Origin of the sequence: Stutzerimonas kunmingensis (assembly GCF_002929225.1) — a bacterium.
GTDB lineage: Bacteria > Pseudomonadota > Gammaproteobacteria > Pseudomonadales > Pseudomonadaceae > Stutzerimonas.
This window is the reverse complement of record NZ_PISM01000014.1, coordinates 405,041-424,598: the sequence shown is the minus strand read 5'-3', so window position 1 is coordinate 424,598 and position 19,558 is coordinate 405,041. Positions and strand designations below refer to the sequence as shown.

24 protein-coding genes and 2 tRNA genes are annotated in these 19,558 nt (G+C 60.3%); 11 read left to right on the top strand and 15 right to left on the bottom strand.

The features are described from left to right. The first annotated feature begins 381 nt into the window (after positions 1 to 381). Both CW305_RS08620 and CW305_RS08615 read left to right on the top strand, forming a co-directional pair. Positions 382 to 780 (top strand): hypothetical protein, encoded by a 399-nt coding sequence (locus tag CW305_RS08620; RefSeq protein ID WP_181063869.1) that lies wholly within the window; start codon positions 382 to 384, stop codon positions 778 to 780. A gap of 31 nt (positions 781 to 811) precedes the next feature. Then, positions 812 to 1,009 (top strand): hypothetical protein, encoded by a 198-nt coding sequence (locus tag CW305_RS08615; protein ID WP_104097642.1) that lies wholly within the window; start codon positions 812 to 814, stop codon positions 1,007 to 1,009. Between the two features lie 841 nt (positions 1,010 to 1,850). On the opposite strand, the gene CW305_RS08610 is transcribed toward CW305_RS08615, so the two are convergent. Then, positions 1,851 to 2,945: a type I restriction endonuclease gene (locus CW305_RS08610; RefSeq protein WP_014820242.1), complete on the bottom strand. Its 1,095-nt coding sequence runs from the start codon at positions 2,943 to 2,945 to the stop codon at positions 1,851 to 1,853. Positions 2,946 to 3,222: 277 nt separating this feature from the next. Here CW305_RS08610 and CW305_RS08605 point away from each other — a divergent pair, with 277 nt between their 5' ends. From CW305_RS08605 to CW305_RS08590, 4 genes are all read left to right on the top strand, one after another. After that, entirely contained in the window at positions 3,223 to 3,627 is a 405-nt protein-coding gene (locus CW305_RS08605; protein WP_014820243.1) for a hypothetical protein, read from the top strand. Further along, positions 3,627 to 4,313: an RES family NAD+ phosphorylase gene (locus CW305_RS08600; protein WP_014820244.1), complete on the top strand. Its 687-nt coding sequence runs from the start codon at positions 3,627 to 3,629 to the stop codon at positions 4,311 to 4,313. The genes CW305_RS08605 and CW305_RS08600 overlap by 1 nt, the downstream gene beginning before the upstream one ends. A 152-nt stretch (positions 4,314 to 4,465) precedes the next feature. After that, on the top strand, positions 4,466 to 4,645 hold the full coding sequence (locus CW305_RS08595; protein ID WP_014820245.1) for a hypothetical protein: 180 nt from the start codon (positions 4,466 to 4,468) through the stop codon (positions 4,643 to 4,645). A gap of 133 nt (positions 4,646 to 4,778) precedes the next feature. Further along, entirely contained in the window at positions 4,779 to 6,032 is a 1,254-nt protein-coding gene (locus CW305_RS08590; RefSeq protein WP_014820246.1) for an alginate export family protein, read from the top strand. Between the two features lie 41 nt (positions 6,033 to 6,073). On the opposite strand, the gene arsJ is transcribed toward CW305_RS08590, so the two are convergent. The 8 genes from arsJ to CW305_RS08550 all read right to left on the bottom strand — a co-directional run bounded on the left by arsJ (position 6,074) and on the right by CW305_RS08550 (position 11,348). Then, positions 6,074 to 7,288: an organoarsenical effux MFS transporter ArsJ gene (gene arsJ / locus CW305_RS08585; protein ID WP_104097641.1), complete on the bottom strand. Its 1,215-nt coding sequence runs from the start codon at positions 7,286 to 7,288 to the stop codon at positions 6,074 to 6,076. A gap of 182 nt (positions 7,289 to 7,470) precedes the next feature. After that, entirely contained in the window at positions 7,471 to 8,475 is a 1,005-nt protein-coding gene (locus CW305_RS08580) for an ArsJ-associated glyceraldehyde-3-phosphate dehydrogenase (RefSeq protein WP_023446604.1), read from the bottom strand. A 25-nt stretch (positions 8,476 to 8,500) separates the two neighbouring features. Beyond that, positions 8,501 to 8,827, bottom strand: a complete 327-nt coding sequence (locus CW305_RS08575; protein WP_104097640.1) for a YnfA family protein — start codon at positions 8,825 to 8,827, stop codon at positions 8,501 to 8,503. 10 nt (positions 8,828 to 8,837) lie between these two features. After that, entirely contained in the window at positions 8,838 to 9,332 is a 495-nt protein-coding gene (locus CW305_RS08570; RefSeq protein ID WP_104097639.1) for a cyclin-dependent kinase inhibitor 3 family protein, read from the bottom strand. 18 nt (positions 9,333 to 9,350) lie between these two features. Next, on the bottom strand, positions 9,351 to 10,064 hold the full coding sequence (arsH, locus tag CW305_RS08565) for an arsenical resistance protein ArsH (RefSeq protein ID WP_014820250.1): 714 nt from the start codon (positions 10,062 to 10,064) through the stop codon (positions 9,351 to 9,353). Positions 10,065 to 10,083: 19 nt separating this feature from the next. Next, complete coding sequence (locus CW305_RS08560) at positions 10,084 to 10,554, bottom strand: arsenate reductase ArsC (RefSeq protein WP_014820251.1); 471 nt, start codon at positions 10,552 to 10,554, stop codon at positions 10,084 to 10,086. A 13-nt stretch (positions 10,555 to 10,567) separates the two neighbouring features. Next, positions 10,568 to 10,924 carry a metalloregulator ArsR/SmtB family transcription factor gene (locus CW305_RS08555; protein WP_014820252.1) on the bottom strand — a complete coding sequence of 119 codons (357 nt, stop codon included), beginning with the start codon at positions 10,922 to 10,924 and terminating at the stop codon, positions 10,568 to 10,570. A gap of 10 nt (positions 10,925 to 10,934) precedes the next feature. After that, the gene (locus CW305_RS08550) at positions 10,935 to 11,348 is read right to left on the bottom strand and encodes an arsenate reductase ArsC (protein WP_104097859.1); all 414 of its coding nucleotides are present in this window, start codon (positions 11,346 to 11,348) and stop codon (positions 10,935 to 10,937) included. A 194-nt stretch (positions 11,349 to 11,542) separates the two neighbouring features. Here CW305_RS08550 and CW305_RS08545 point away from each other — a divergent pair, with 194 nt between their 5' ends. From CW305_RS08545 to CW305_RS08525, 5 genes are all read left to right on the top strand, one after another. After that, a complete protein-coding gene (locus tag CW305_RS08545) occupies positions 11,543 to 12,622 on the top strand; it encodes an ArsO family NAD(P)H-dependent flavin-containing monooxygenase (protein WP_104097638.1) in 1,080 nt (359 codons plus the stop codon). Between the two features lie 48 nt (positions 12,623 to 12,670). Continuing rightward, positions 12,671 to 13,750, top strand: coding sequence for an ACR3 family arsenite efflux transporter (gene arsB, locus CW305_RS08540; RefSeq protein WP_014820255.1), 1,080 nt, complete (start codon positions 12,671 to 12,673; stop codon positions 13,748 to 13,750). A 157-nt stretch (positions 13,751 to 13,907) separates the two neighbouring features. Next, positions 13,908 to 15,218, top strand: a complete 1,311-nt coding sequence (locus tag CW305_RS08535; protein WP_023446609.1) for a permease — start codon at positions 13,908 to 13,910, stop codon at positions 15,216 to 15,218. A gap of 8 nt (positions 15,219 to 15,226) precedes the next feature. Further along, on the top strand, positions 15,227 to 15,457 hold the full coding sequence (locus tag CW305_RS08530) for a thioredoxin family protein (RefSeq protein WP_023446610.1): 231 nt from the start codon (positions 15,227 to 15,229) through the stop codon (positions 15,455 to 15,457). Between the two features lie 111 nt (positions 15,458 to 15,568). Then, a complete protein-coding gene (locus CW305_RS08525; RefSeq protein WP_181063879.1) occupies positions 15,569 to 15,751 on the top strand; it encodes a PLDc N-terminal domain-containing protein in 183 nt (60 codons plus the stop codon). Here CW305_RS08525 and CW305_RS08520 read toward each other — a convergent pair whose 3' ends face one another. The 6 genes from CW305_RS08520 to gacA all read right to left on the bottom strand — a co-directional run bounded on the left by CW305_RS08520 (position 15,752) and on the right by gacA (position 19,473). Further along, positions 15,752 to 15,997 carry a hypothetical protein gene (locus CW305_RS08520; RefSeq protein WP_014820259.1) on the bottom strand — a complete coding sequence of 82 codons (246 nt, stop codon included), beginning with the start codon at positions 15,995 to 15,997 and terminating at the stop codon, positions 15,752 to 15,754. A gap of 152 nt (positions 15,998 to 16,149) precedes the next feature. Next, positions 16,150 to 16,223, bottom strand: a tRNA-Cys gene (locus CW305_RS08515). Between the two features lie 46 nt (positions 16,224 to 16,269). After that, a tRNA-Gly gene (locus CW305_RS08510) sits at positions 16,270 to 16,345 on the bottom strand. 69 nt (positions 16,346 to 16,414) lie between these two features. After that, complete coding sequence (gene pgsA / locus CW305_RS08505) at positions 16,415 to 16,972, bottom strand: CDP-diacylglycerol--glycerol-3-phosphate 3-phosphatidyltransferase (RefSeq protein WP_003300236.1); 558 nt, start codon at positions 16,970 to 16,972, stop codon at positions 16,415 to 16,417. Between the two features lie 33 nt (positions 16,973 to 17,005). Further along, a complete protein-coding gene (gene uvrC / locus CW305_RS08500; protein WP_104097636.1) occupies positions 17,006 to 18,829 on the bottom strand; it encodes an excinuclease ABC subunit UvrC in 1,824 nt (607 codons plus the stop codon). Beyond that, positions 18,829 to 19,473 carry a response regulator transcription factor GacA gene (gene gacA / locus CW305_RS08495; RefSeq protein WP_003284948.1) on the bottom strand — a complete coding sequence of 215 codons (645 nt, stop codon included), beginning with the start codon at positions 19,471 to 19,473 and terminating at the stop codon, positions 18,829 to 18,831. The genes uvrC and gacA overlap by 1 nt, the downstream gene beginning before the upstream one ends. Positions 19,474 to 19,558: the final 85 nt, after the last annotated feature.

Genomic DNA, 19,558 nt, shown 5'->3' with positions numbered 1-19,558 from the left:
TTAGACCCATTGAACACGGCCAGGTATTGCACAGAGCAATGCTTGGCCTTCCGCCGAAGTATCACACCCGACTGAAACAAGGCGGCAGAACACTTGCCATCCTGCAAGGCGACTCGCAGCAAGAGGCGGACGACCGAGCACAGCGATTGGCTGACGTACTGCTGCCTGACGGAAGCGGAGTCATCGAGCAGGCATAGGGGGCCATGTGAGAGCTCAAGGCCTTCGTTGCGGTAACCGGTCCCAAAACTCGGCAACCATAAACCGCCACAATTTTTGCGAAAAGCGAACCTCTCTGGAAGCACCTGCCGGGGGGGTGGACTCATTGTTCAGGCAAGACGAAAGCGGACACCGCCCATCCAGTAATTTTCCTGTCTCTCCGTAATGGAAGTTTTGAATATGGCCAGGCCAAGAACCCCAACCAACGTACTCGACGCCCGCGGTTCATTCCGTAAGCACCCCGAGCGCAAGCGTGTAGATCCAGACACCGCCGGCCCGCTATCCGCCGCGCCGGATCATTTGACTGAGCAGGCGCTTGAATGCTGGAACGATATAGCCGTCTCTGCGCCGCCTGGAGTACTGACAGACTCCGACCGAATCGCGCTGGAGATAGCGGCAAATCTTCTCGCCCAATTCCGGGCTGATCCGCTGGAATTTACTTCAATGCGCCTTGTTCGACTGGAGGTGCTGCTGGGCAAGTTCGGCATGACGCCATCCGACCGGTCAAAGGTCAGTATTGCGACCCGTGCAAAGCCGAGTGCGAACCCCTTCGCCGATCTCTAGCCGAAACAATCTTTCATCCTGGAGTAAACGCATGTCGATTAGCTATGGCCGACCGAAGCAGCAGAAAACCGAGTTTCCCCGCGAACTGGCTGTGCTGATCGTCCGCAAGGCTTGCCGAATGGCAGAGAGGTTCGAGAGCGAAGCAATCGACACCATGACCCGCGATGCCCGACGCGCATTACAGCGAGGCGCCGACCCTGCTGAGATTGTTCGGCAGATGGAGCTCTAAGATCACCAGCAACCGACAGCAGCACGACCGCTAGGAACCCTCCGTTTTATCGCTAAGCGCCGAAAACCTGAATTCGAGGCGTAGACCAGCACCGCACCGACGTCGGATGCTCACCGTTAGGCCATAGCCTCTGTTCGGCAGGGTACTTTTGTTTTTAGGGGTACGCTTAGGGGTACGGTCTATCTATAACCGGAGCGAAACGCCGTAATCAGTGGCCTGGAGGAGCTATATTCGATCCCCGCTCCGGCACCAGTCACCACGCGGGCTTAAGCGTCACCTAGTGCATTTTTCCATCTGCAAGCCAGAGTACGGTCAATCACCAGTCAATCACCTGATTGCAGTTTGAGCTCTGGGCTTGTGCAACTACGCGACCCGGATCGCGACCTCCCGCCGCCGTGAATCATCTGAAGCGAGAAGGCCATCGGTCCGGCTCCACAATCTGCTTTTACCAAGGCAAGCCTAGGTTCTTTCTGAAAAAGCTGTTTTCCCCACCTAAGAATCGCTCTCCGTTGTCCCAGTTAGGCATTATCTGCCTTAAGTAGGAATCGGCCCTCCGAGTATTCCGTAACGCTCAATATCTCGAACGCTCACTCCGAGGGTGCCCCGCACTATTTTGGCGCCCTCGCCGCTTTCGTTCGAGGCGGCCTCGACGTTGGAAATTATTCGCTGGCCAAGTGGTCTGGGTCATGAACACTCCTTGCGGCGGACATTATCCACCTTAAGTCAGTGTCCACTCAGCCCGGGACAGACCAAGGCTTCCTTGCGGATGTGTTGATATTGGGGGTGCCAATGCACCCAGCCTGAATTGCACTAGGCCGGGTGCGTGCCTCCTAGCGGGCGCTCAGCAGGCGTAGCTTTTGGCTGTGTCTTTCAAAATGTCTGCGAACTCGAAAATGTCGTCGAGCGCGTCGATCGGATGGCGGGTCTCGTTCTTGTCCGCGTCGAAGGTACCGAGGTACTTTTGCTGACGGTTGAAGTGCAGGCGGGCCAGCGGCTTACGATTGTTGTCATCGAGCAGTACGCCGAAATAGCTTTGCGTGTCGCGGGCGGCTATGCGCTTCACGTCGACTTCCGACCGTACGATCGCCTTGATGATGTTGAAACCCTCGATTTCTTCAACCGTGGTTTCGATCTTGGTCTTCTCAGCATCGCTATCGGGAGAGTTTTCGGCCGGCTCTTGTGTCTCAGGTGATACTTGGGCAGGGATCACAGGTCTTACGGCACCGGTCATCGCTGACTTCAGGCGCTCATTTATCTGATCCCCCAGAAACTGCGCCGTAGCCTTTCGAGTGAGCTGGGCGAACTGCTCGCGCACCTTCTGAGTGATGACACCGTCATACACGCGGGAAGCTACGAGCCGGACAAAGTCATCGTCGGGTTCGCTGAACTGGGCGGCGAGGACACGCTTAATCTGCCCTACATACTTCAGCTCGCCCGCGGCGCTGATGATCGAGTCGACATCGAATGCGCTCTTGGTCAGCTTCTGCAGCTCCGGCACGACGTGGTCATCGATGTCGAGAAGGTCGAATTCTAGGAACGGCTTTTCGTCCATCTTGTTTGGGGCGTCCAGGTCAGTGAAGAAGCGGTAGACCTGGCCATTGGTGAGGATCGAGATTCTGGCTGTCGTAACGTGGAAGTAGCGGAAGAGCTGGCTGGCGTGGTTGATATTCAGTGGCTCGCCGATCTTCTTGCTTTCGATCAGTATCTGGATCTGCCCATCCTTGAGGATGGCATAGTCGATCTTCTCGCCTTTCTTGGTTCCGACGTCACAAACGAACTCGGGAACCACTTCTGTAGGGTCGAAGACGTCGTAGCCGAGCACGCTCTGTATGAAGGGCATGACAAAGGCGTTCTTGGTAGCTTCTTCGGTCTGAATGACCGACTTTTGCTGACGGATCTTCGCAGCCAGACTGGCCAGTTTCTCTTGAAACTCCATAACCCCCTCCTTGATACCGCTGTTGGCAATCCTTTGATTCGATTCTGCCATCAGTGGTGAGCAGTTGCGATAGGCAAGAAGTCGCGGTAATCGGTCGCTTTGCTGGGCAAACGCCAAGCGGGCTGGGCCGGTACAGGTGACGGCCGCTCACAAGTAAAAGTGACTTGGAGACTCAGTTTCCTCAAACTGAGTGTCCAGAAAGATAGCGTGTGCATAATTGTGTCTAAAGACACATAAGATGCTATGCTGAGTCCATGGAATTAATCGAGCAATTGCCATGACTGCGACTCTTCAGGCACCCGCGTTTACCAAAGACCAGTGCGCCGCCGGCCTTCGTACTGCGGTGAACATTCTCGAAAAATGGCAGGCGTCTACCGAACAGGCCTGTCGGATATTGCGTATCTCCCGCAGTACTCACGCACGGGCCAAGCTCCGCAATGCAGATTGGTCGGTCAGCCTGGACCCCGACCAGATGCAGCGCGTCAGTTTCATTCTCAACATCCACGCAGCACTGCGGCTGATCTTCGATAACCCGGAAAACACTTACGGCTTTGCGGCAATGCCCAATCACAACGAATTCTTCAACGGGCGATCGCCGCTGGAGGTAATGGCTCAGGGGGACATGATTTCCCTGTACGAGTCGTTCCGCCGTATCGACAGCCTGCGAGGCGCGCAGTGGTAGTGCCGCAGCGACTGCCGATACGGGCAGATGCCCGGTGCCAGTCGTACCGGCTGGTGAACTCCAAGTATCCCCCCATCGATCTGTTCGATGACGTAGCCGACGCGGAGGAATTTGAAATCCTCTATCAGTTGCAGGCGCTGACAAACCCGAGATTGCACAACGAGACTGGCCGCCTCGAGCTGATTCCTCGGTCAGAAATACCATTCGGCATTCCGGGCTGCTCCTACGCTACGGCGCCGTTCACCCACGTGAATCCAGCCGGCTCTCGTTTCAGCGATGGCAGCTACGGCGTGTTGTATCTGGCCGACAGCATGGAAACGGCACTGGCCGAGGTGCGGTATCACCAAGAGCACTACTGGTCGAATGTCGTAGGCTTGAACTTCGAGCGGTTCGTTTTCCGCGGGTTGTCATGTCAATTCAACGAGGCCGGGCTGCTGGATGCCACGAGCGTGTCGATGTCGGATCCGATCTACGACGCGGATGATTACTTCCAGTCCCGCCAGTTCGGTCGCCTCGCCAGGCAAGAGGGATTCCCCGGGTTGCGGTATCACTCGGTACGTAGCCCAGGCCGGCACTGCTGGGCACTCATGACGCCGCGGCGCGTACTGTCCATCGTTCAGACCGCACACTACGAGATGATCTGGAACGCTGGCATCACCAGCGTCAGCGCGATCACCGAAGTCTGATGCTGGCGCGTTAGCCGTCTTCTCCTCCCTGCACCGGCCATCCGATTGCGCCGTGCTGCCAAACCGCTGTAACAATCATCGCGCATCGTCTGCTCATGGACTCCCCATGGCGCAAGGACGCTCCACCGAACTCACGACGTGAGGACGCGAACATGAGCAAGCGATCACTCGAAGAACTGGTTACCCGATCGGATATCAGTGCACTCCAGCCCATGGTGCATTGGCGCCGCGGGCGTCGTAACGGTCATGACAAGGCCGGGCCGAACGCTGCCGCACTGATTCAGCGCGCCGCACATGATATCGGCATGCTGAGAACCGCTGTACACAGCTGAGCTCGACTCCTGTCAGGCCTCGCGAACGGGTCGCAAGGCCTGTTCCAGAGCTTTTCTATGGCCTTGACGGCTGTCAATGGCAAAAATAGTAAGCAGCCTATCTTTCGCTCCGATGTCAACCAAGGAGCGGCACATGAAGAACCTGCATCCCCATCATCTGACCCCCTACCTGCTGAGCGCTGGGCTGTTATGCAGTCCGGCGGTTTTCGCTCAGGAAACCTTCAGCAGCTTGTTCACCGACGCGAAACCGATTCTGGATGTGCGCTATCGCTACGAGCACGTCGATCAGGACAACACACTTGAGCACGCCAACGCCCAGACGCTACGCACCCGCGTCGGCTTTCAGACCGGCAAGTGGTACGGCCTGTCGGCTCTGGTCGAGGCAGACAACGTAAGCCGCCTGGGTGATGCGGCCTACAACAGCACACGCAACGGCCAGACCGATTACTCCGTGGTAGCCGACCCCGACGGCAGCGAAATCAACCAGGCGCTGTTGCGCTACGACCACGCGTTCGGCAGCGCCATTGCCGGCCGTCAGCGCATCAATCTGGACAACCAGCGCTTCGTCGGTGGCGTCGGTTGGCGGCAGAACGAACAAACCTACGACGGCGTGCTGGGCCAGCTGCAACCGCTCGACAAGCTGACCCTGACTTACGCCTACATCAACAACATCAACACGATCTTCGGCCCGGGCGACAACCGTTTCGACAATCGCACCAACCCGGCCAATATCGAAGGCCACAGCCATCTGTTCAACGCCCGCTACGCTCACTCACCGGCGCTGACGGCCACCGCCTACAGCTATCTGCTGGGACTGGACAACATCGCCACTGCACCCGCCGCTGCGCTCGGCACCCTGTCCAGCAAGACCACAGGTCTGCGTCTGAACGGTGCCCTCCACGGCATCAGCTATGCGCTTGAATATGCACGCCAGCAGGACTACGCCGGCAATCCTCAGGAGCTGAGCAGCGAGTACTACCTGGCCGAGCTAGGCTATGCCCTCAAGGGCGCGACTCTGAAAGCGGGCGTGGAAGTACTGGACGGCGACTCGGGGCCGGGCAATCGCGCCTTCCAGACGCCGTTGGCCACCAAGCACGTTTTTCAGGGCTGGGCCGATACCTTCCTGCTGACGCCGGCAGACGGCGTTCAGGACGTCTATCTCGGCGGCACCCTGCCGCTCTTCGGCGGCACGCTGCAGGCCTGGTACCACGACTTCCGCGCCGAGCGTGGCAGCGAGCAGTACGGGGAAGAGATCAACATCGGTTACAGCCGCGCCATCCCGCTGGTCAAAGGGCTGGTCGCAACGGTCAAGTACGCCGGCTACGACGCGGACGACTATTCGGTGGACACCGAGAAACTTTGGGCACAGCTGCAGTACAGCTACTAAGCGATACGGGTCGGGCGTTCGCGCCCGACCTTCCTACTCAGCTATCGCGTGTGACGAGGCAGGCGCAGCGAGATAATCGCGGCGAGCAGCACGAAGAGTGACGAAACCCACAGGCAAGCCTGTAACCCATAGGCCTGGAACACCCAGCCGGAGAGCAGGGTACCGATCAACCGCCCCATGGCGTTGGACATGTAATAGAAGCCCACGTCCAGCGAAACGCCGTCTTCCTTGGCGTAGCTGACGATCAGATAGCTGTGCAGCGAGGAATTCACTGCGAACAGCGCAACGAATAGCAGCAGCCCGCCGATCAGCACCCATTGCGGCGAAGCATCAGTTGTCAGGCCCACAGCGATTGCCGCCGGTAGCGCCGCCAGCAGCGCGGCCCAGATGAAGGCCGCACGTCCATCCGGCACGTTGCCGCTGTGCTTGCCGGTAATGGCCGGCGCCATCGACTGGACGATGCCATAGCCGATGATCCAGCAGGCCAGAAAGCCACCGACCATCCAGAAATTCCAGCCGAAGACGGTGCTCAGGTACACCGGTAGCGCGATGACGAACCAGACATCACGAGCCCCGAAGAGAAATAGCCGCGCTGCCGACAGCACGTTGATTGCCTGGCTTTTGGAGAGGATGTCCTTGAACTTCGGTTTGGCCTTCGCCTTGCCAAGATCCTTTTTCAACAGCACCAGGCTGCCGATCCAGATCACGGCTAGCACCGCAGCCATCGCCAGGACCGCGCCGCCGAATCCCAGCAGCGTCAGCAGTGCGCCACCGAGGAAAAATCCCACGCCCTTGAGCGCATTCTTCGAGCCGGTGAGGATGGCCACCCACTTGTACAGCGTGCCCTGCTGGCTGTCGGGTACCAGGAGCTTGATCGAGCTCTTGGCCGACATCTTGTTCAGGTCCTTGGCGATACCGGACAACGCCTGCGCACCCATCACCCAAGGCACCGTTAGCCACACCGCTGGCACAGTGAGCATCAGCAGCGCCACCACCTGCATCGCCAGGCCAAGGTTCATCGTCCGGTTCAGGCCGAGTCGAGCGCCGAGATAGCCGCCAAGCAGATTGGTGACGACACCGAACACCTCGTAGAACAGGAACAGCGCCGCGATCTGCAGTGGCGTGTAGCCCAACGAATGGAAATGCAGCACCACCAGCATGCGCAGCGCGCCGTCGGTGAGCGTGAACCCCCAGTAGTTACCGGTGACGATCAGGTACTGGCGCACCTCGGGGGACAGTCTGGCAAAGGCTTGCATGGTCGGTTCCGGATTGATTGAGCAGGTGTACTGCGCAGCTAGATTGGCGATGGCGTGGCATGCCGAGAAACAAGAGTCGGGGATTCGAGTCACGGATTTGCCGTAGGGTGGGCTCCAGCCCACCCTCCCTGCCCTTCTTCCATAGCCCGCACCGCTCTCAGCGAACGCCTCTCAGCGGCATCTCACCCTGCCAGCCCCACCATGCGCGCCAGTTCCACGGTGCGGTTGGCGTAGCCCCATTCGTTGTCGTACCAGGCGTAGATCTTCACCTGAGTGCCGTTGACCACCATGGTCGACAGCGCATCGATGATCGACGAGCGCGGGTCGGTGCGGTAATCGATGGAAACCAGCGGCCGCTCCTCATACCCGAGGATGCCCTTCAGCTCGCCCTCTGCCGCGGCCTTGAGCAGCTGGTTCACCTCAGCGGCATCGGTAGCGCGCTCCACTTCGAACACGCAATCGGTCAGCGAGGCATTGGCCAGCGGCACGCGCACGGCATGGCCGTTCAGCTTGCCGCGCAGCTCCGGGAAGATTTCAGCGATCGCCGTGGCCGAGCCGGTAGTCGTGGGAATCAGGCTCATGCCCGAGGCCCGAGCGCGGCGCAGGTCCTTGTGCGGCTGATCGAGAATGCTCTGGGTATTGGTCAGGTCATGGATGGTGGTGATCGAACCGTGGCGGATGCCGAGCTGCTCATGGATCACCTTGACCACCGGCGCCAGGCAGTTGGTGGTGCAGGATGCCGCGGTGACGATGCGATGCTGCGCCGGATCGAACAGACTATCGTTGACGCCCATGACGATGTTCAGTGCACCCGGCTCCTTCACCGGCGCGCTGACCACGACGCGTTTGACGCCCTGCTCCAGATATTGCTGCAGCACGGCAACGGTCTTCATCTTGCCGCTGGCCTCGATGACCAGATCGCAGCCCGACCAGTCGGTTTCGCTGATCGCCTTGTTGGCGCTGACCTTTACCCGCTGGCCGTCGATCACCAGACAGTCGCCATCGGATCCCGCTTCGTGTTGCCAGCGACCGTGAATGGAGTCGAAGTTCAGCAGGTGCGCATGGGTCGCCGCGTCCCCTGCCGGATCGTTGATCTGCACGAAGTCCAGCTCCGGCCAATCCCATGCCGCGCGCAGTGCCAGACGTCCGATGCGGCCGAAGCCGTTGATGCCAACTTTGATGCTCATGGATGACTCGCTTTTAAAAGGTGAATCAGGAAGTTCGTGGCGCAAACATGATGATCGCCATGCCCAGCATCGCAACGGCGCAGCCAAGCAGGTCCCACAAGGTCGGGCGAACACCATCGACCAGCCACAGCCAGACCAGCGCCACGCCGACATACACGCCGCCGTACGCCGCATACACGCGCCCAGCGGCGGTGGGATGCAGCGACAGCAGCCAGGCGAACAGCGCCAGGGAAAGCGCAGCTGGCAGCAGCAACCAGATACTCTTGCCCTGTTTCAACCAGAGGTATGGCAGATAGCAGCCGACGATCTCCGCTATCGCGGTAATGACGAACAGGCCAAGCGTATTCAGCATGCGAAGCCCGTCATGCGCCGAAGCGTTCGATCCAGCCGACATGCGCCGGATGCTGGATAGCCTTGGGGCGCAACGCCTGGACGCTGGCGATGGCGGTTGCGCGCGGCACGTCGCGGTCTATCAGGATGCGCGCTGCGATCAGTCCCGTACGACCGGAGCCGCCCTTGCAGTGAATGGCGATGCGCTTGCCGGCATCCAGCAGCTCATTGATCCGATCCGCCGACTGTTCCCAGGCCTGGTCGAAGTCCGCCAGCGGCACCTGTTCGTCAGCCACCGGCAGGTGAAACCACTCGAGGCCGCGCTCGGCGCAGAGCTGCGCCAGCTGCGTCGCTTCGTTGCGCGCCAGCTCTTCAGCAGGCATCAGGGTGATCAGCGCGTCAGCGCCGGCCGCTTGCAGGGTAGCCAGCGCCTCATCGACGCTGGTGCCCTTGCTGCCGGGGCACGGTGTGAAGATCAGCTGACCGGCGCCGCCGGGTACATCGAGGATGTCGTAGGGATGGGACACGCGGACGATTCCTGAAAGTCAGATGGAGCGTTGATTAACGCGACGGGACAGCGCTTCGGCCGACTCCTTGCGTTCCGAATAGCGATCGACCAGGTAGTCGGCCCGACCGCGTACCAGCAGGGTGAACTTGATCAGCTCCTCCATCACATCCACCACGCGGTCGTAGTAGGCCGAGGGCTTCATCCGGCCGGCGTCGTCGAATTCGAGAAAGGCCTTGGCCACCGAGGACTGGTTGGGGATGGTGATCATGCGCATCCAGCGGCCCAGCACGCGCATCTGGTTCAGCGCGTTGAACGACTGAGAGCCGCCACTGACCTGCATGATCGCCAACGTCTTGCCCTGTGTCGGCCGCACCGCGCCCATGGCCAGCGGCACCCAGTCGATCTGCGCCTTGAACACCGCGCTCATCGAGCCGTGACGCTCCGGCGAACACCACACCTGACCTTCCGACCACTGCATCAGCTCGCGCAGCTCCTGCACCTTCGGATGGCTGTCCGGTGCATCGTCCGGCAGCGGCAATCCCGACGGATTGAAGATGCGCGTCTCGGCACCGAAACGCTCGAGCAGGCGCGCAGCTTCCTGTACCAGCAAGCGACTGTAGGAGCGCTCCCGGTTAGAGCCATAGAGCAGCAGGATGCGTGGCCTGTGTTCTGGACCTGCCGGCAGAGCAAGCTTGTCCAGGTCAGGCATATCCAGCAGATCTGGGTCGATATTGGGCAGATCGTCGTTCATTAGGCATGTCCTGCTAGGTTCAAAGTGTGCCGATGCGCGCCAGCTCGGTTCTCAGCGTAGCGGCATCCAGTTGAGCGAGCGGTAGCGCGAGAAACGCGGTGAAACGTAGCTTGAGCCTGAACAGCGTGGCATCGAACGCCGCTTTTACTTCCTCCGGACTACCGACGCTCTCGGAAGGATCGGCAAGCCCCCAGTGCGCCTTGGTGGCTGGACCGAAATGTACCGGGCACGCTTCGCCCGCGGCCTTGTCGCAGACGGTAATGACGAAGTCGGGATTCAGCGCCTGATGCGCATAGCTGCTCTTGCTATACAAGCCATCAGCCGCAATGCCGGCCCGCGCCAGCGCCTCAAGCGTCAGTGGATTGATTTCGCCTCTTGGCTCGCTGCCGGCGCTGAACGCGCGCATGCCGGCCGGCGCGAGATGGTTAAACAGCGCCTCGGCCAGAATGCTGCGGCAGCTGTTGGCGGTGCAGAGAAAGAGAATCTTCATGGTCGTTCTTGATTCAGGCGCATGAGCTGGCGCGTTCTGGGCGGTTGCGCATACTTTCGAGGCGCTGCACGTTATCGCCCAGCCAATTCTTGTTGGCGGCCAGGATCGGCTGCAGCATGTCGGTCACCCAGTCAGGCAGGTGCGGGTGGAGTCGGTAGTAAACCCATTGGCCCTGACGGCGGTCTTCCAGAATTCCGCATCCGCGCAGCAGCGCCAGATGCCGCGAGATCTTTGGCTGGCTTTCATCCAGCGCACAGGTCAGCTCGCAGACACACAATTCGCCTTCACGGGCGACGAGCAACGCGATCCGCACGCGAGTCTCGTCTGCCAGGCATTTGAATACAGTGGTAGGTGTCAGGTGCTCGACCATTGATATCTTCTCAGCGCTTGTTCTTGACCAACACGAATATCTTGATCCGCTCATGTATCTCGTGAAGCGTGTGCCGGTAGGCATCCGGCTGGTTGCTGGTGGCAGGGTCTTCGAAGTTCCAGGCGATGTACTCGCCCGCACCAGGCAGTGCAAGGCATTCCAATGACGACTTATCACACAGCGTGATCACGAAATCGAACGGTTGCCCTTCCACTTCCTCCAGCGATTTGCTGTGCAATCCCACTGTCGCAACGCCAAGCTGCTCGAGCGCTGCCAACGCTCGTAGATCGACCTGGGTGGGAGCGGTGCCTGCACTGAACGCCTCGAAGTGCTCCGAATCGGTATGCCGCAGCAACGCCTCGGCGAGCTGGGAGCGTGCCGAGTTGGCGACGCAGACGAACAGGACACGCGATTTGTAGGCCATGAAGCCGTTCCCCATAAGATATGCTTGGGCGAATATATTGCTTAGCGCATAAGCAAGTAAAGCTCTCTCTCGAGCTAGGCTGGCTATTTACTGGGCGCTGTCGAAGGCGAGTTTGTTGCGCCGGAACAAGAGGCGTATATTCCGCATCGCATATATTTATTCGAACGAATATCCGCCTTCACGGGAGCCGCTTGATGACAGCACCCAATGTTCTCGATGTCATCATCATTGGCGCAGGACAGTCCGCCCTGACGACTGCGTACTTTCTGCGCCGCGCGTCGCTGTCCTATCTGCTGTTGGATGAACAGCCCAGTCCCGGCGGCGCATGGCTGCACGCCTGGGAGTCGCTGAGACTGTTCTCACCCGCCGCCTGGAGCTCGATTGCCGGCTGGCCGATGCCTGCTCCGGTCGAGCCGGGCAATCCCACGCGCAGCGATGTTATCGATTATTTGCGACGCTACGAAGATCGCTACCGGTTTCCCATTCAGCGATCGGTTCGAGTCGATACGATCAGCCGCCTCGACGATCTCTGGCTTGTGCGAGCAGGCGATCAGCATTGGCTGGCTCGCGCAGTCATCAGTGCGACGGGCACCTGGAGCAAGCCTTTCATTCCGCCTTATGAAGGGCGCGAGCTTTTTCAGGGTACGCAGATTCACTCGGCTCACTACCGTGACCCTGGTCCCTTCGCAGGTAAACGGGTGATGGTGGTAGGCGGTGGAAACTCCGGCGCGCAGGTCCTCGCCGAGCTATCCAGAGTCAGCGAGACACGCTGGGTCACTCAGGAGCCACCTGCGTTTCTGCCCGACGATGTCGACGGCCGCGTGCTGTTCGAGCGCGCCACCGCGCGCTGGAAGGCGCAGCAGGAGGGGCGCAGCATCGACGAGCCGGCCGGCGGCTTCGGTGACATCGTCATGGTGCCGCCGGTGCGCGAAGCCCGCGAGCGTGGCGTTTTGGTGGCCGAGCGCCCCTTCGCGCGCTTCACCGAAACGGGAGTCGAGTGGGATGGGCGTCGTGAGGACCTGGACGCGGTGATCTGGTGCACAGGTTTCCGCCCGGCACTGGATCATCTTCGTGAACTCGGCATCATCGAGGCCGATGGCAAAGTACAGGTAGAAGGCACCCGTGTCGTGAAGCAACCCAATCTCTGGCTGGTGGGCTACGGCGACTGGACCGGCATGGCATCCGCCACGCTGATCGGCGTCACTCGCACGGCGCGAAGTACCGTCGATGAGGTCGTTCAGGCACTTGCCGCAACGTCCCTGCAGCGCCCCTAGCAACCTCCGATGCAATCCCGATCATCATGCGAAAAGGTGTAATTAGCGATGTCCAGTCAATGTGAAGTGGCCGGGAAGAAAGCGGCCGGCGTCCCGCTCGGATTCTTCGAGCGTTATCTGACGCTCTGGGTCTTTCTCTGCATCGTCGCCGGCACCCTCCTCGGTCTGGGACTGCCTGCTGCCGCACAAGCGGTCGGCGCGCTGGAAATCGCCCATGTGAACATTCCGGTCGGCCTGCTGATCTGGGTGATGATCATCCCGATGCTGATGAAGATTGATTTCTCGGCGCTGCGGGAGGTTTATGCACAACGGGCGAGCATGGGCATCACGCTGTTCGTCAACTGGGCGGTCAAGCCATTCACCATGGCCCTGCTCGGCTGGGTATTCATAAAGCATGTCTTCGCGCCGTGGCTCCCGGCTTCCGAGCTCGATAGCTACATGGCTGGCCTGATCCTCCTGGGCGCCGCACCCTGCACGGCGATGGTTTTCGTCTGGAGCAATCTCTGCAACGGCAACGCCAATTTCACGCTGACCCAGGTGGCGCTGAACGACGTTGTAATGGTATTTGCCTTTGCGCCAATCGTCGCCCTGCTGCTCGGCGTGTCGTCGATTCCAGTGCCCTGGGATACCCTGTTGCTCTCGGTAGTGATGTACATCGTCATTCCGCTGGCCATCGCCCAGTTCATTCGCGGCAGGCTGATGAAGCGCGGTGAGCCGGCCTTTCAGGCGGCACTGGCGAAGGTGCAGCCATTTTCCATCGTGGCGTTGCTGGCGACCCTCGTCCTGCTGTTCTCCTTCCAGGGCGAAGCGATCGTGGCCCAGCCGTTGATCATCGCCATGCTCGCAGTACCGATCCTGCTGCAAACACTATTCATCGCCGGGCTCGGCTACTGGCTCAACCGTCGCTTCCTGGTTCGCCATGATGTTGCCGGCCCATCTGCAATGATCGGTGCTTCGAATTTCTTCGAACTAGCGGTTGCCGTTGCAATCGTGCTCTATGGTTTCAATTCCGGTGCGGCCCTTGCGACTGTTGTGGGCGTGTTGATCGAGGTGCCGGTTATGCTCTGGCTGGTGCGCAGCATCAACCGCAGCCGTGACTGGTACAACCGGGCGTTGCCGGCTGATTGAGCTGGAACCACTCACCTTCGCTTGACCCTGATCAGCAGGGCGGCGCGCAGGCTGACTACCATCGATGCAGACGCCTGAGAGGACCACAGACATGGACAGCCCCGCACAAGAGCAGCCTGCCTCGACCAGTGACACACCAATTTCGCTGAGAGCGCACTTGGGTAATTTCTGGCGGCGCCATCCCACCGAAGCCAAAGTGCTGCTCGGAATGTGCGCGGCGTTCCTGCTGATCTTCTTCCTGCCGATGGGCCAGCCCCGTTTCGAAAACGCAGTACTGGAAGGCCTGCGCCTGACGCAGTGGTACGCCCGTGAACATGTGATCCTCTGCCTGCTGCCAGCCTTCGTCATCGCGGGCGCAATGGCCGTCTACATCAGCCAGGGCGCAGTGATGAAGCACCTGGGCCCGGCTTCGCCGAAGCCCGTGGCGTTCGGTGTGGCATCCATCGCCGGCACGCTGCTGGCGGTGTGCTCCTGCACCGTATTGCCGCTGTTTGGCGGCATCTACAGGCGCGGTGCCGGCTTGGGTGCAGCAATCGCCTTTCTCTATTCGGGGCCGGCGATCAACGTCATGGCCATCGTGGTCACCGCCAAGGTGCTTGGCGCCGAGCTCGGGATCGCTCGAGCCGTTGGTGCCATCGTGTTCGCCTTGGTAATCGGCGCCATCATGCACCTGCTCTACCGCCGCGAGGAGGCTGCACGTGCGGCCAAAAGTGCCCGCGGTTTCGCCGGTGACGACGACGGGCACCCGCTCGGCGACATCGTCGCCTTGTTCAGCTTGATGATCGGCATTCTGGTATTCGCCAACTGGGCCAGCGCGGAGAACTCGGCCTGGATGGCCGTGCATGCCTGGAAGTGGCCGATCACCGCAACCCTCGCCATCTTGCTGGCGTCATTGCTGGTGCGTCGCTGGAACTGGTCGGTACGACCGTTGTTCATGATTGGCGCGCTGGTCGCTGCGAGCGCTCTGCTTGCGCCTCAATGGCCAGAGCTTGCCATGGTCATAGGCATCGCGGGGTTGATGCTACAGGCCAGTCGCCAGAACGCAGCAAGCCAGGAATGGGTCGGTCAGAGCTGGGACTTCACCAAACAGATCATGCCGTTACTGCTTGGCGGGGTGCTGATCGCCGGCATGCTGCTCGGCCGCCCCGGCCACGAAGGGCTGATTCCCAGCGAGTGGGTCGTCTGGGCTGTGGGCGACAACAGCTTCACGTCCACCCTCCTCGCCTCGGTCCTCGGCGCCTTCATGTATTTTTCTACCCTGACCGAAGTGCCCATCGTGGAAGGTCTGTTGGGCGCAGGAATGGGCAAGGGCCCGGCACTGGCAATCCTGTTGGCGGGGCCTGCATTGTCGCTACCGAACATGCTGGTGATTCGTACCGTGCTCGGCACGCAGAAAACGATCGTGTACTGCTCGCTGGTAGTGGTCATGGCCACGCTCAGCGGCTATCTCTATGGCCAACTGATGTGAGGACGACAATGAAACTGACTGTTTATGGGTCTGGCTGCGCCAAGTGCCAACAGCTTTGCGCCAACGCCGAAGCTGCCGCGCGGCGACTCGGCCTGGAGTTCGAGGTCGAGAAAGTCACCGACGTAAACGCCATCATCGACGCGGGCGTCATGCGCACCCCTGCGCTCGCAGTTGATGAGGAGATTGTCGTGGAGGGCAAGGTGCCGAGCAGCGATGAGCTTGAGCAGCTGCTGGGCTGAGTGATCTCGTCGCAATGCTGCAAATGCGGCGCGACTGTCGAACGGAACCGTCCTGTGCAGTTCACGGCCTCATAGTTGAACTGTCAGGAGGAGCGAGAAGTGTCCGATTCGATGACGTACCTGGCCATAGCGGCCGCGGTAGCGCTGATAGCCGCGAATCTGCTTGCGATCATCAGCGTCTTCAAAAGTGAGCGAACCGTAAGCGCAAAGGCGCTTTGGGCAATCGGTATTGCCGTCTTCCCGATACTGGGACTGCTGTTCTGGCTGCTGGTCGGCTTGCGCCGGGCGCGCTGATCAGGGCTTCAGCCCCAACAGATACAGCGCTTTGCCCAGCACCCTTACCGAATCGGCATGTTTGCCAGCCTGATGCAGCTGCTCGCCCTCAGCACGCAACTCACGAACTTGCTGCAGCGTAGCGGCATCCTTGGGCGGATTGGTTTCGAGCTGCTCATCAATCTTGGCCATGTCCATGGGACAGTGCATCGCCAGCAGCGGCGTGCTGAACAGGACGGCAAGGGTAAAAGCTGTGAGGCGTCGCATGGCTGTTCTCCTCGCGCGAAAGGCGCTCTCGAAGTATAGATAGCCTTTACGGAGTCGCTCGTTGCCAAACTAATTGGGGTATCAAGATGCTTGGCTTTTAGCCGCGCAAAAGAAAAAGCCCCGAGCAACTAGTTGCTTGGGGCTTTTCAATATGGAGGCCGATGTCGGAATCGAACCGGCGTACACGGATTTGCAATCCGCTGCATAACCACTCTGCCAACCGGCCTCAAAACGAAGGCGCCGCATTATTACTGCGGCGCGATCTTACAAACTGGAGCGGGAAACGAGACTCGAACTCGCGACCCCGACCTTGGCAAGGTCGTGCTCTACCAACTGAGCTATTCCCGCGTTGTCTTGGTGACGGGCGCCATTCTATACGATCGAATGCTGCCGTCAACCCCTTGATTAAAAAAGTTTTTATTTCTTTTCTGAGGTGCTCAGGTGCGGCCAGGCAGCCATCAGGTAATTGATCATCGACCAAAGCGTCAGCCCCGCCGCCACGATCAACAGCGCATAACCCAGCCCGACCCAGATTGTTGGCTGCGGCGGATTGGCCAGCAGGATCACCAACGCGACCATCTGCGCAGCGGTCTTCCACTTGCCCAGGTTCGACACCGCCACCTGCGCGCGAGCGCCCAGCTCGGCCATCCATTCGCGCAAGGCCGAGACGACGATCTCCCGACCGATGATGATTGCTGCCGGCAATGTCAGCCAGAGGTTCGAATGCTCTTCGACCAGTAACACCAGCGCTACAGCGACCATCAGCTTGTCGGCCACCGGATCGAGAAAGGCACCGAACGGCGTGCTTTGCTCGAGACGGCGCGCCAGGTAGCCATCGAGCCAGTCGGTCAGCGCCGCAACGGTGAATACTGCACTCGCGGCCAGGTAGCTCCAGTAGAACGGGAGATAGAACAGCAGAATGAAGATGGGTATCAGCAGCACGCGTAGAACGGTGAGCAAGTTCGGGATATTCATCGGTACCACTGATCGGCGGAATTCGGGGACAGTTTACTCACTGTGCAGGGCGGCATAAATCGACTCGGCAAGCTTTTTACTGATGCCGGGAGCCTTGGCGATCTCGTCGAGGCTGGCTCTGCACAGTTCCTGAAGACCGCCGAAATGCGTAAGCAGTTCGCGACGGCGCTTCGGTCCGATGCCAGGGACACCTTCGAGCGTCGAGGTTCGCCGCGCTTTTCCGCGTCTGGCACGGTGGCCGGTAATGGCGAAACGGTGCGCCTCGTCGCGCACCTGCTGGATCAGGTGCAGCGCCGGCGAGTCTGCGGGAAGCGTGAACTCGTGAGCCGCATCGTTGAGGTAAAGGGTTTCCAGCCCCGGCTTGCGCGTCACACCCTTGGCCACGCCGAGCAGGATCAGATCCGGCACGGCCAGTTCTTCGAGCACCTCACGCGCCATGTTCAGCTGGCCCTTGCCGCCATCGACCAGCAGGATGTCCGGTAGCTTGCCCTCGCCCTCCGCTGCCTTGCGGAAACGCCGGGACAGCGCCTGGTGCATCGCCGCATAGTCATCGCCCGCGGTAACACCCTCGATATTGTAGCGTCGATAGTCCGACTTCAGCGGCCCCTCCGGCCCGAAGACCACGCAGGACGCCACCGTCGCCTCGCCGCTGGAGTGACTGATGTCGAAGCATTCCAGGCGCATCGGCGGCTCGTCGAGTTCCAGCGCTTCGGCCAGCGCGTCGAACCGCGCGGACAGATGCTGACGATTGGCCAGGCGTGCAGCCATCGCCTGTTCCGCGTTGGTCAGCGCCAGCTGCTGCCAGCGCGCACGCGTGCCACGTACGCGATGGGTAATGGTCAGATCGAAGCTGCGCAGCTCGGCGATGGCACTGATCAGCGTCGGAAAGTCCTCGTGCACGACGTTGACGATCAGCTCTCCCGGCAGATCGCGTTCGGCGGCGCCCAGGTAGTACTGTTCGAGAAACGCCTGCAGCACCTCGGCGACACTTTCCTCGATAGCCACCTGCGGGAAGAAATTCTTGCTCCCCAGCACTCGGCCGCCACGCACGGTGATCAGGTGAACGCAGGCGCCGCCCGGGCTGACCACCGCGGCGACGATATCCACGTCGCCAGTGCCGCCCTCCATGCTTTGCTGATCCTGCACGCGACGCAGGATGCCGATCTGATCGCGAATCTCGGCGGCACGCTCGAAATCGAGGTTCATCGCCGCCTTTTCCATATTGCGTGACAGCTCTTCGGCCAGCGCATTGCTACGGCCTTCGAGGAACATGACCGAATGTCGTACGTCCTCGGCGTATTCCTCCGGCTCGACCAGATTCACGCAAGGCGCCTTGCAGCGCTTGATCTGGTACTGCAGGCAGGGACGTGTGCGGTTGCGGTAGTAGCTGTCTTCGCATTGGCGTACGAAGAAGGCCTTCTGCAGCAGGCTCAGGCTTTCGCGGATCGCGCCGGCGCTCGGATAGGGGCCGAAGTAGCGTCCCGGCTCCTTCTTCGCACCCCGGTGAATACTCAGTCGTGGAAACTCACCGGCCGAGAGGAACACATAGGGATAGGACTTATCGTCCCGCAGCAGGATGTTGTAAGGCGGTCGCCATTGCTTGATCAGGGTCTGCTCGAGCAGCAGCGCCTCGGTCTCGTTGGCGGTGATGGTGGTTTCGACCTGCGCGATCTTGGCCACCAGGGCGGCGGTCTTCGGCGCCTGGCCCGTCTTGCGGAAATAGCTGGCCAGACGCTTCTTGAGATTCTTGGCCTTGCCGACGTAGAGCAGTTTGGCCTGTGCGTCGAACATGCGGTAGACGCCCGGCCGGCCGCTGCAGGCGGCCAGGAACGCCGATGGGTCGAAGGTTTCGCTCATCAGTTGACGGTGTCGACCATCCCGTGGCGAACCGCCAGCAGGGCAAGCTCGACATCACTGGTAATCGACAGCTTTTCGAAGATGCGATAACGGTAGGTGTTGACTGTTTTCGGCGAGAGACAGAGCTTGTCGGAGATGCTCTGCACCTTCTGGCAGTTGGCGATCATCAATGCGATCTGGATTTCCCGCTCCGAGAGCAGATCGAATGGCGATTCGCTGAGCTGCGGCTGGAAGGATTTGAGCGCCAGTTGCTGGGCGATCTGCGGGCTGATGTAGCGCTGACCACCAAATACCATGCGAATGGCCTGCACCATTTCTTCCAGTGCCGCACCTTTGGTCAGATAACCCGCCGCGCCAGCCTGCAGGAGGCGCGTCGGGAAAGGGTCTTCTTCACATATCGTCACAGCGATGACCTTCAGATCGGGGTAGCTGCGCAGCAGCTTGCGGGTCGCCTCGAGGCCACCGATGCCCGGCATCTTGACGTCCATCAGCACCACATCAGGCTTCAGTTCCCGCGCCTTGCGGATGGCGTCTTCGCCGGAATCCGCCTGGCCTATCACCTGAAGACCGGAGATGTCCGCCAGCATGCGACTGATGCCCGTGCGAACCAGATCGTGGTCATCGACCACCAGCACCCTAATCAAGCAGACACCTCATTGACCGTACTAAAAGCTGGCTGGCTGCTCGCTTTTTCAGGAGCGAACTCTATCAAAAAAATCATCGGCCTGG

Bases quoted from the DNA above. Each gene is read 5' to 3' on its own strand.
- CW305_RS08615 (WP_104097642.1), top strand. From the start codon at position 812: ATGTCGATTAGCTATGGCCGACCGAAGCAGCAGAAAACCGAGTTTCCC.
- CW305_RS08550 (WP_104097859.1), bottom strand. From the start codon at position 11,348: ATGGCCTACAAATCGCGTGTCCTGTTCGTCTGCGTCGCCAACTCGGCA.
- CW305_RS08575 (WP_104097640.1), bottom strand. From the start codon at position 8,827: ATGCTGAATACGCTTGGCCTGTTCGTCATTACCGCGATAGCGGAGATC.
- CW305_RS08530 (WP_023446610.1), top strand. From the start codon at position 15,227: ATGAAACTGACTGTTTATGGGTCTGGCTGCGCCAAGTGCCAACAGCTT.
- arsJ (WP_104097641.1), bottom strand. From the start codon at position 7,288: ATGCAAGCCTTTGCCAGACTGTCCCCCGAGGTGCGCCAGTACCTGATC.
- CW305_RS08580 (WP_023446604.1), bottom strand. From the start codon at position 8,475: ATGAGCATCAAAGTTGGCATCAACGGCTTCGGCCGCATCGGACGTCTG.
- CW305_RS08525 (WP_181063879.1), top strand. From the start codon at position 15,569: ATGACGTACCTGGCCATAGCGGCCGCGGTAGCGCTGATAGCCGCGAAT.
- CW305_RS08605 (WP_014820243.1), top strand. From the start codon at position 3,223: ATGACTGCGACTCTTCAGGCACCCGCGTTTACCAAAGACCAGTGCGCC.
- CW305_RS08590 (WP_014820246.1), top strand. From the start codon at position 4,779: ATGAAGAACCTGCATCCCCATCATCTGACCCCCTACCTGCTGAGCGCT.
- pgsA (WP_003300236.1), bottom strand. From the start codon at position 16,972: ATGAATATCCCGAACTTGCTCACCGTTCTACGCGTGCTGCTGATACCC.
- CW305_RS08545 (WP_104097638.1), top strand. From the start codon at position 11,543: ATGACAGCACCCAATGTTCTCGATGTCATCATCATTGGCGCAGGACAG.
- arsB (WP_014820255.1), top strand. From the start codon at position 12,671: ATGTCCAGTCAATGTGAAGTGGCCGGGAAGAAAGCGGCCGGCGTCCCG.
- CW305_RS08560 (WP_014820251.1), bottom strand. From the start codon at position 10,554: ATGAAGATTCTCTTTCTCTGCACCGCCAACAGCTGCCGCAGCATTCTG.
- CW305_RS08610 (WP_014820242.1), bottom strand. From the start codon at position 2,945: ATGGAGTTTCAAGAGAAACTGGCCAGTCTGGCTGCGAAGATCCGTCAG.
- CW305_RS08595 (WP_014820245.1), top strand. From the start codon at position 4,466: ATGAGCAAGCGATCACTCGAAGAACTGGTTACCCGATCGGATATCAGT.
- uvrC (WP_104097636.1), bottom strand. From the start codon at position 18,829: ATGAGCGAAACCTTCGACCCATCGGCGTTCCTGGCCGCCTGCAGCGGC.
- CW305_RS08555 (WP_014820252.1), bottom strand. From the start codon at position 10,924: ATGGTCGAGCACCTGACACCTACCACTGTATTCAAATGCCTGGCAGAC.
- CW305_RS08520 (WP_014820259.1), bottom strand. From the start codon at position 15,997: ATGCGACGCCTCACAGCTTTTACCCTTGCCGTCCTGTTCAGCACGCCG.
- CW305_RS08620 (WP_181063869.1), top strand. From the start codon at position 382: ATGGAAGTTTTGAATATGGCCAGGCCAAGAACCCCAACCAACGTACTC.
- arsH (WP_014820250.1), bottom strand. From the start codon at position 10,064: ATGAACGACGATCTGCCCAATATCGACCCAGATCTGCTGGATATGCCT.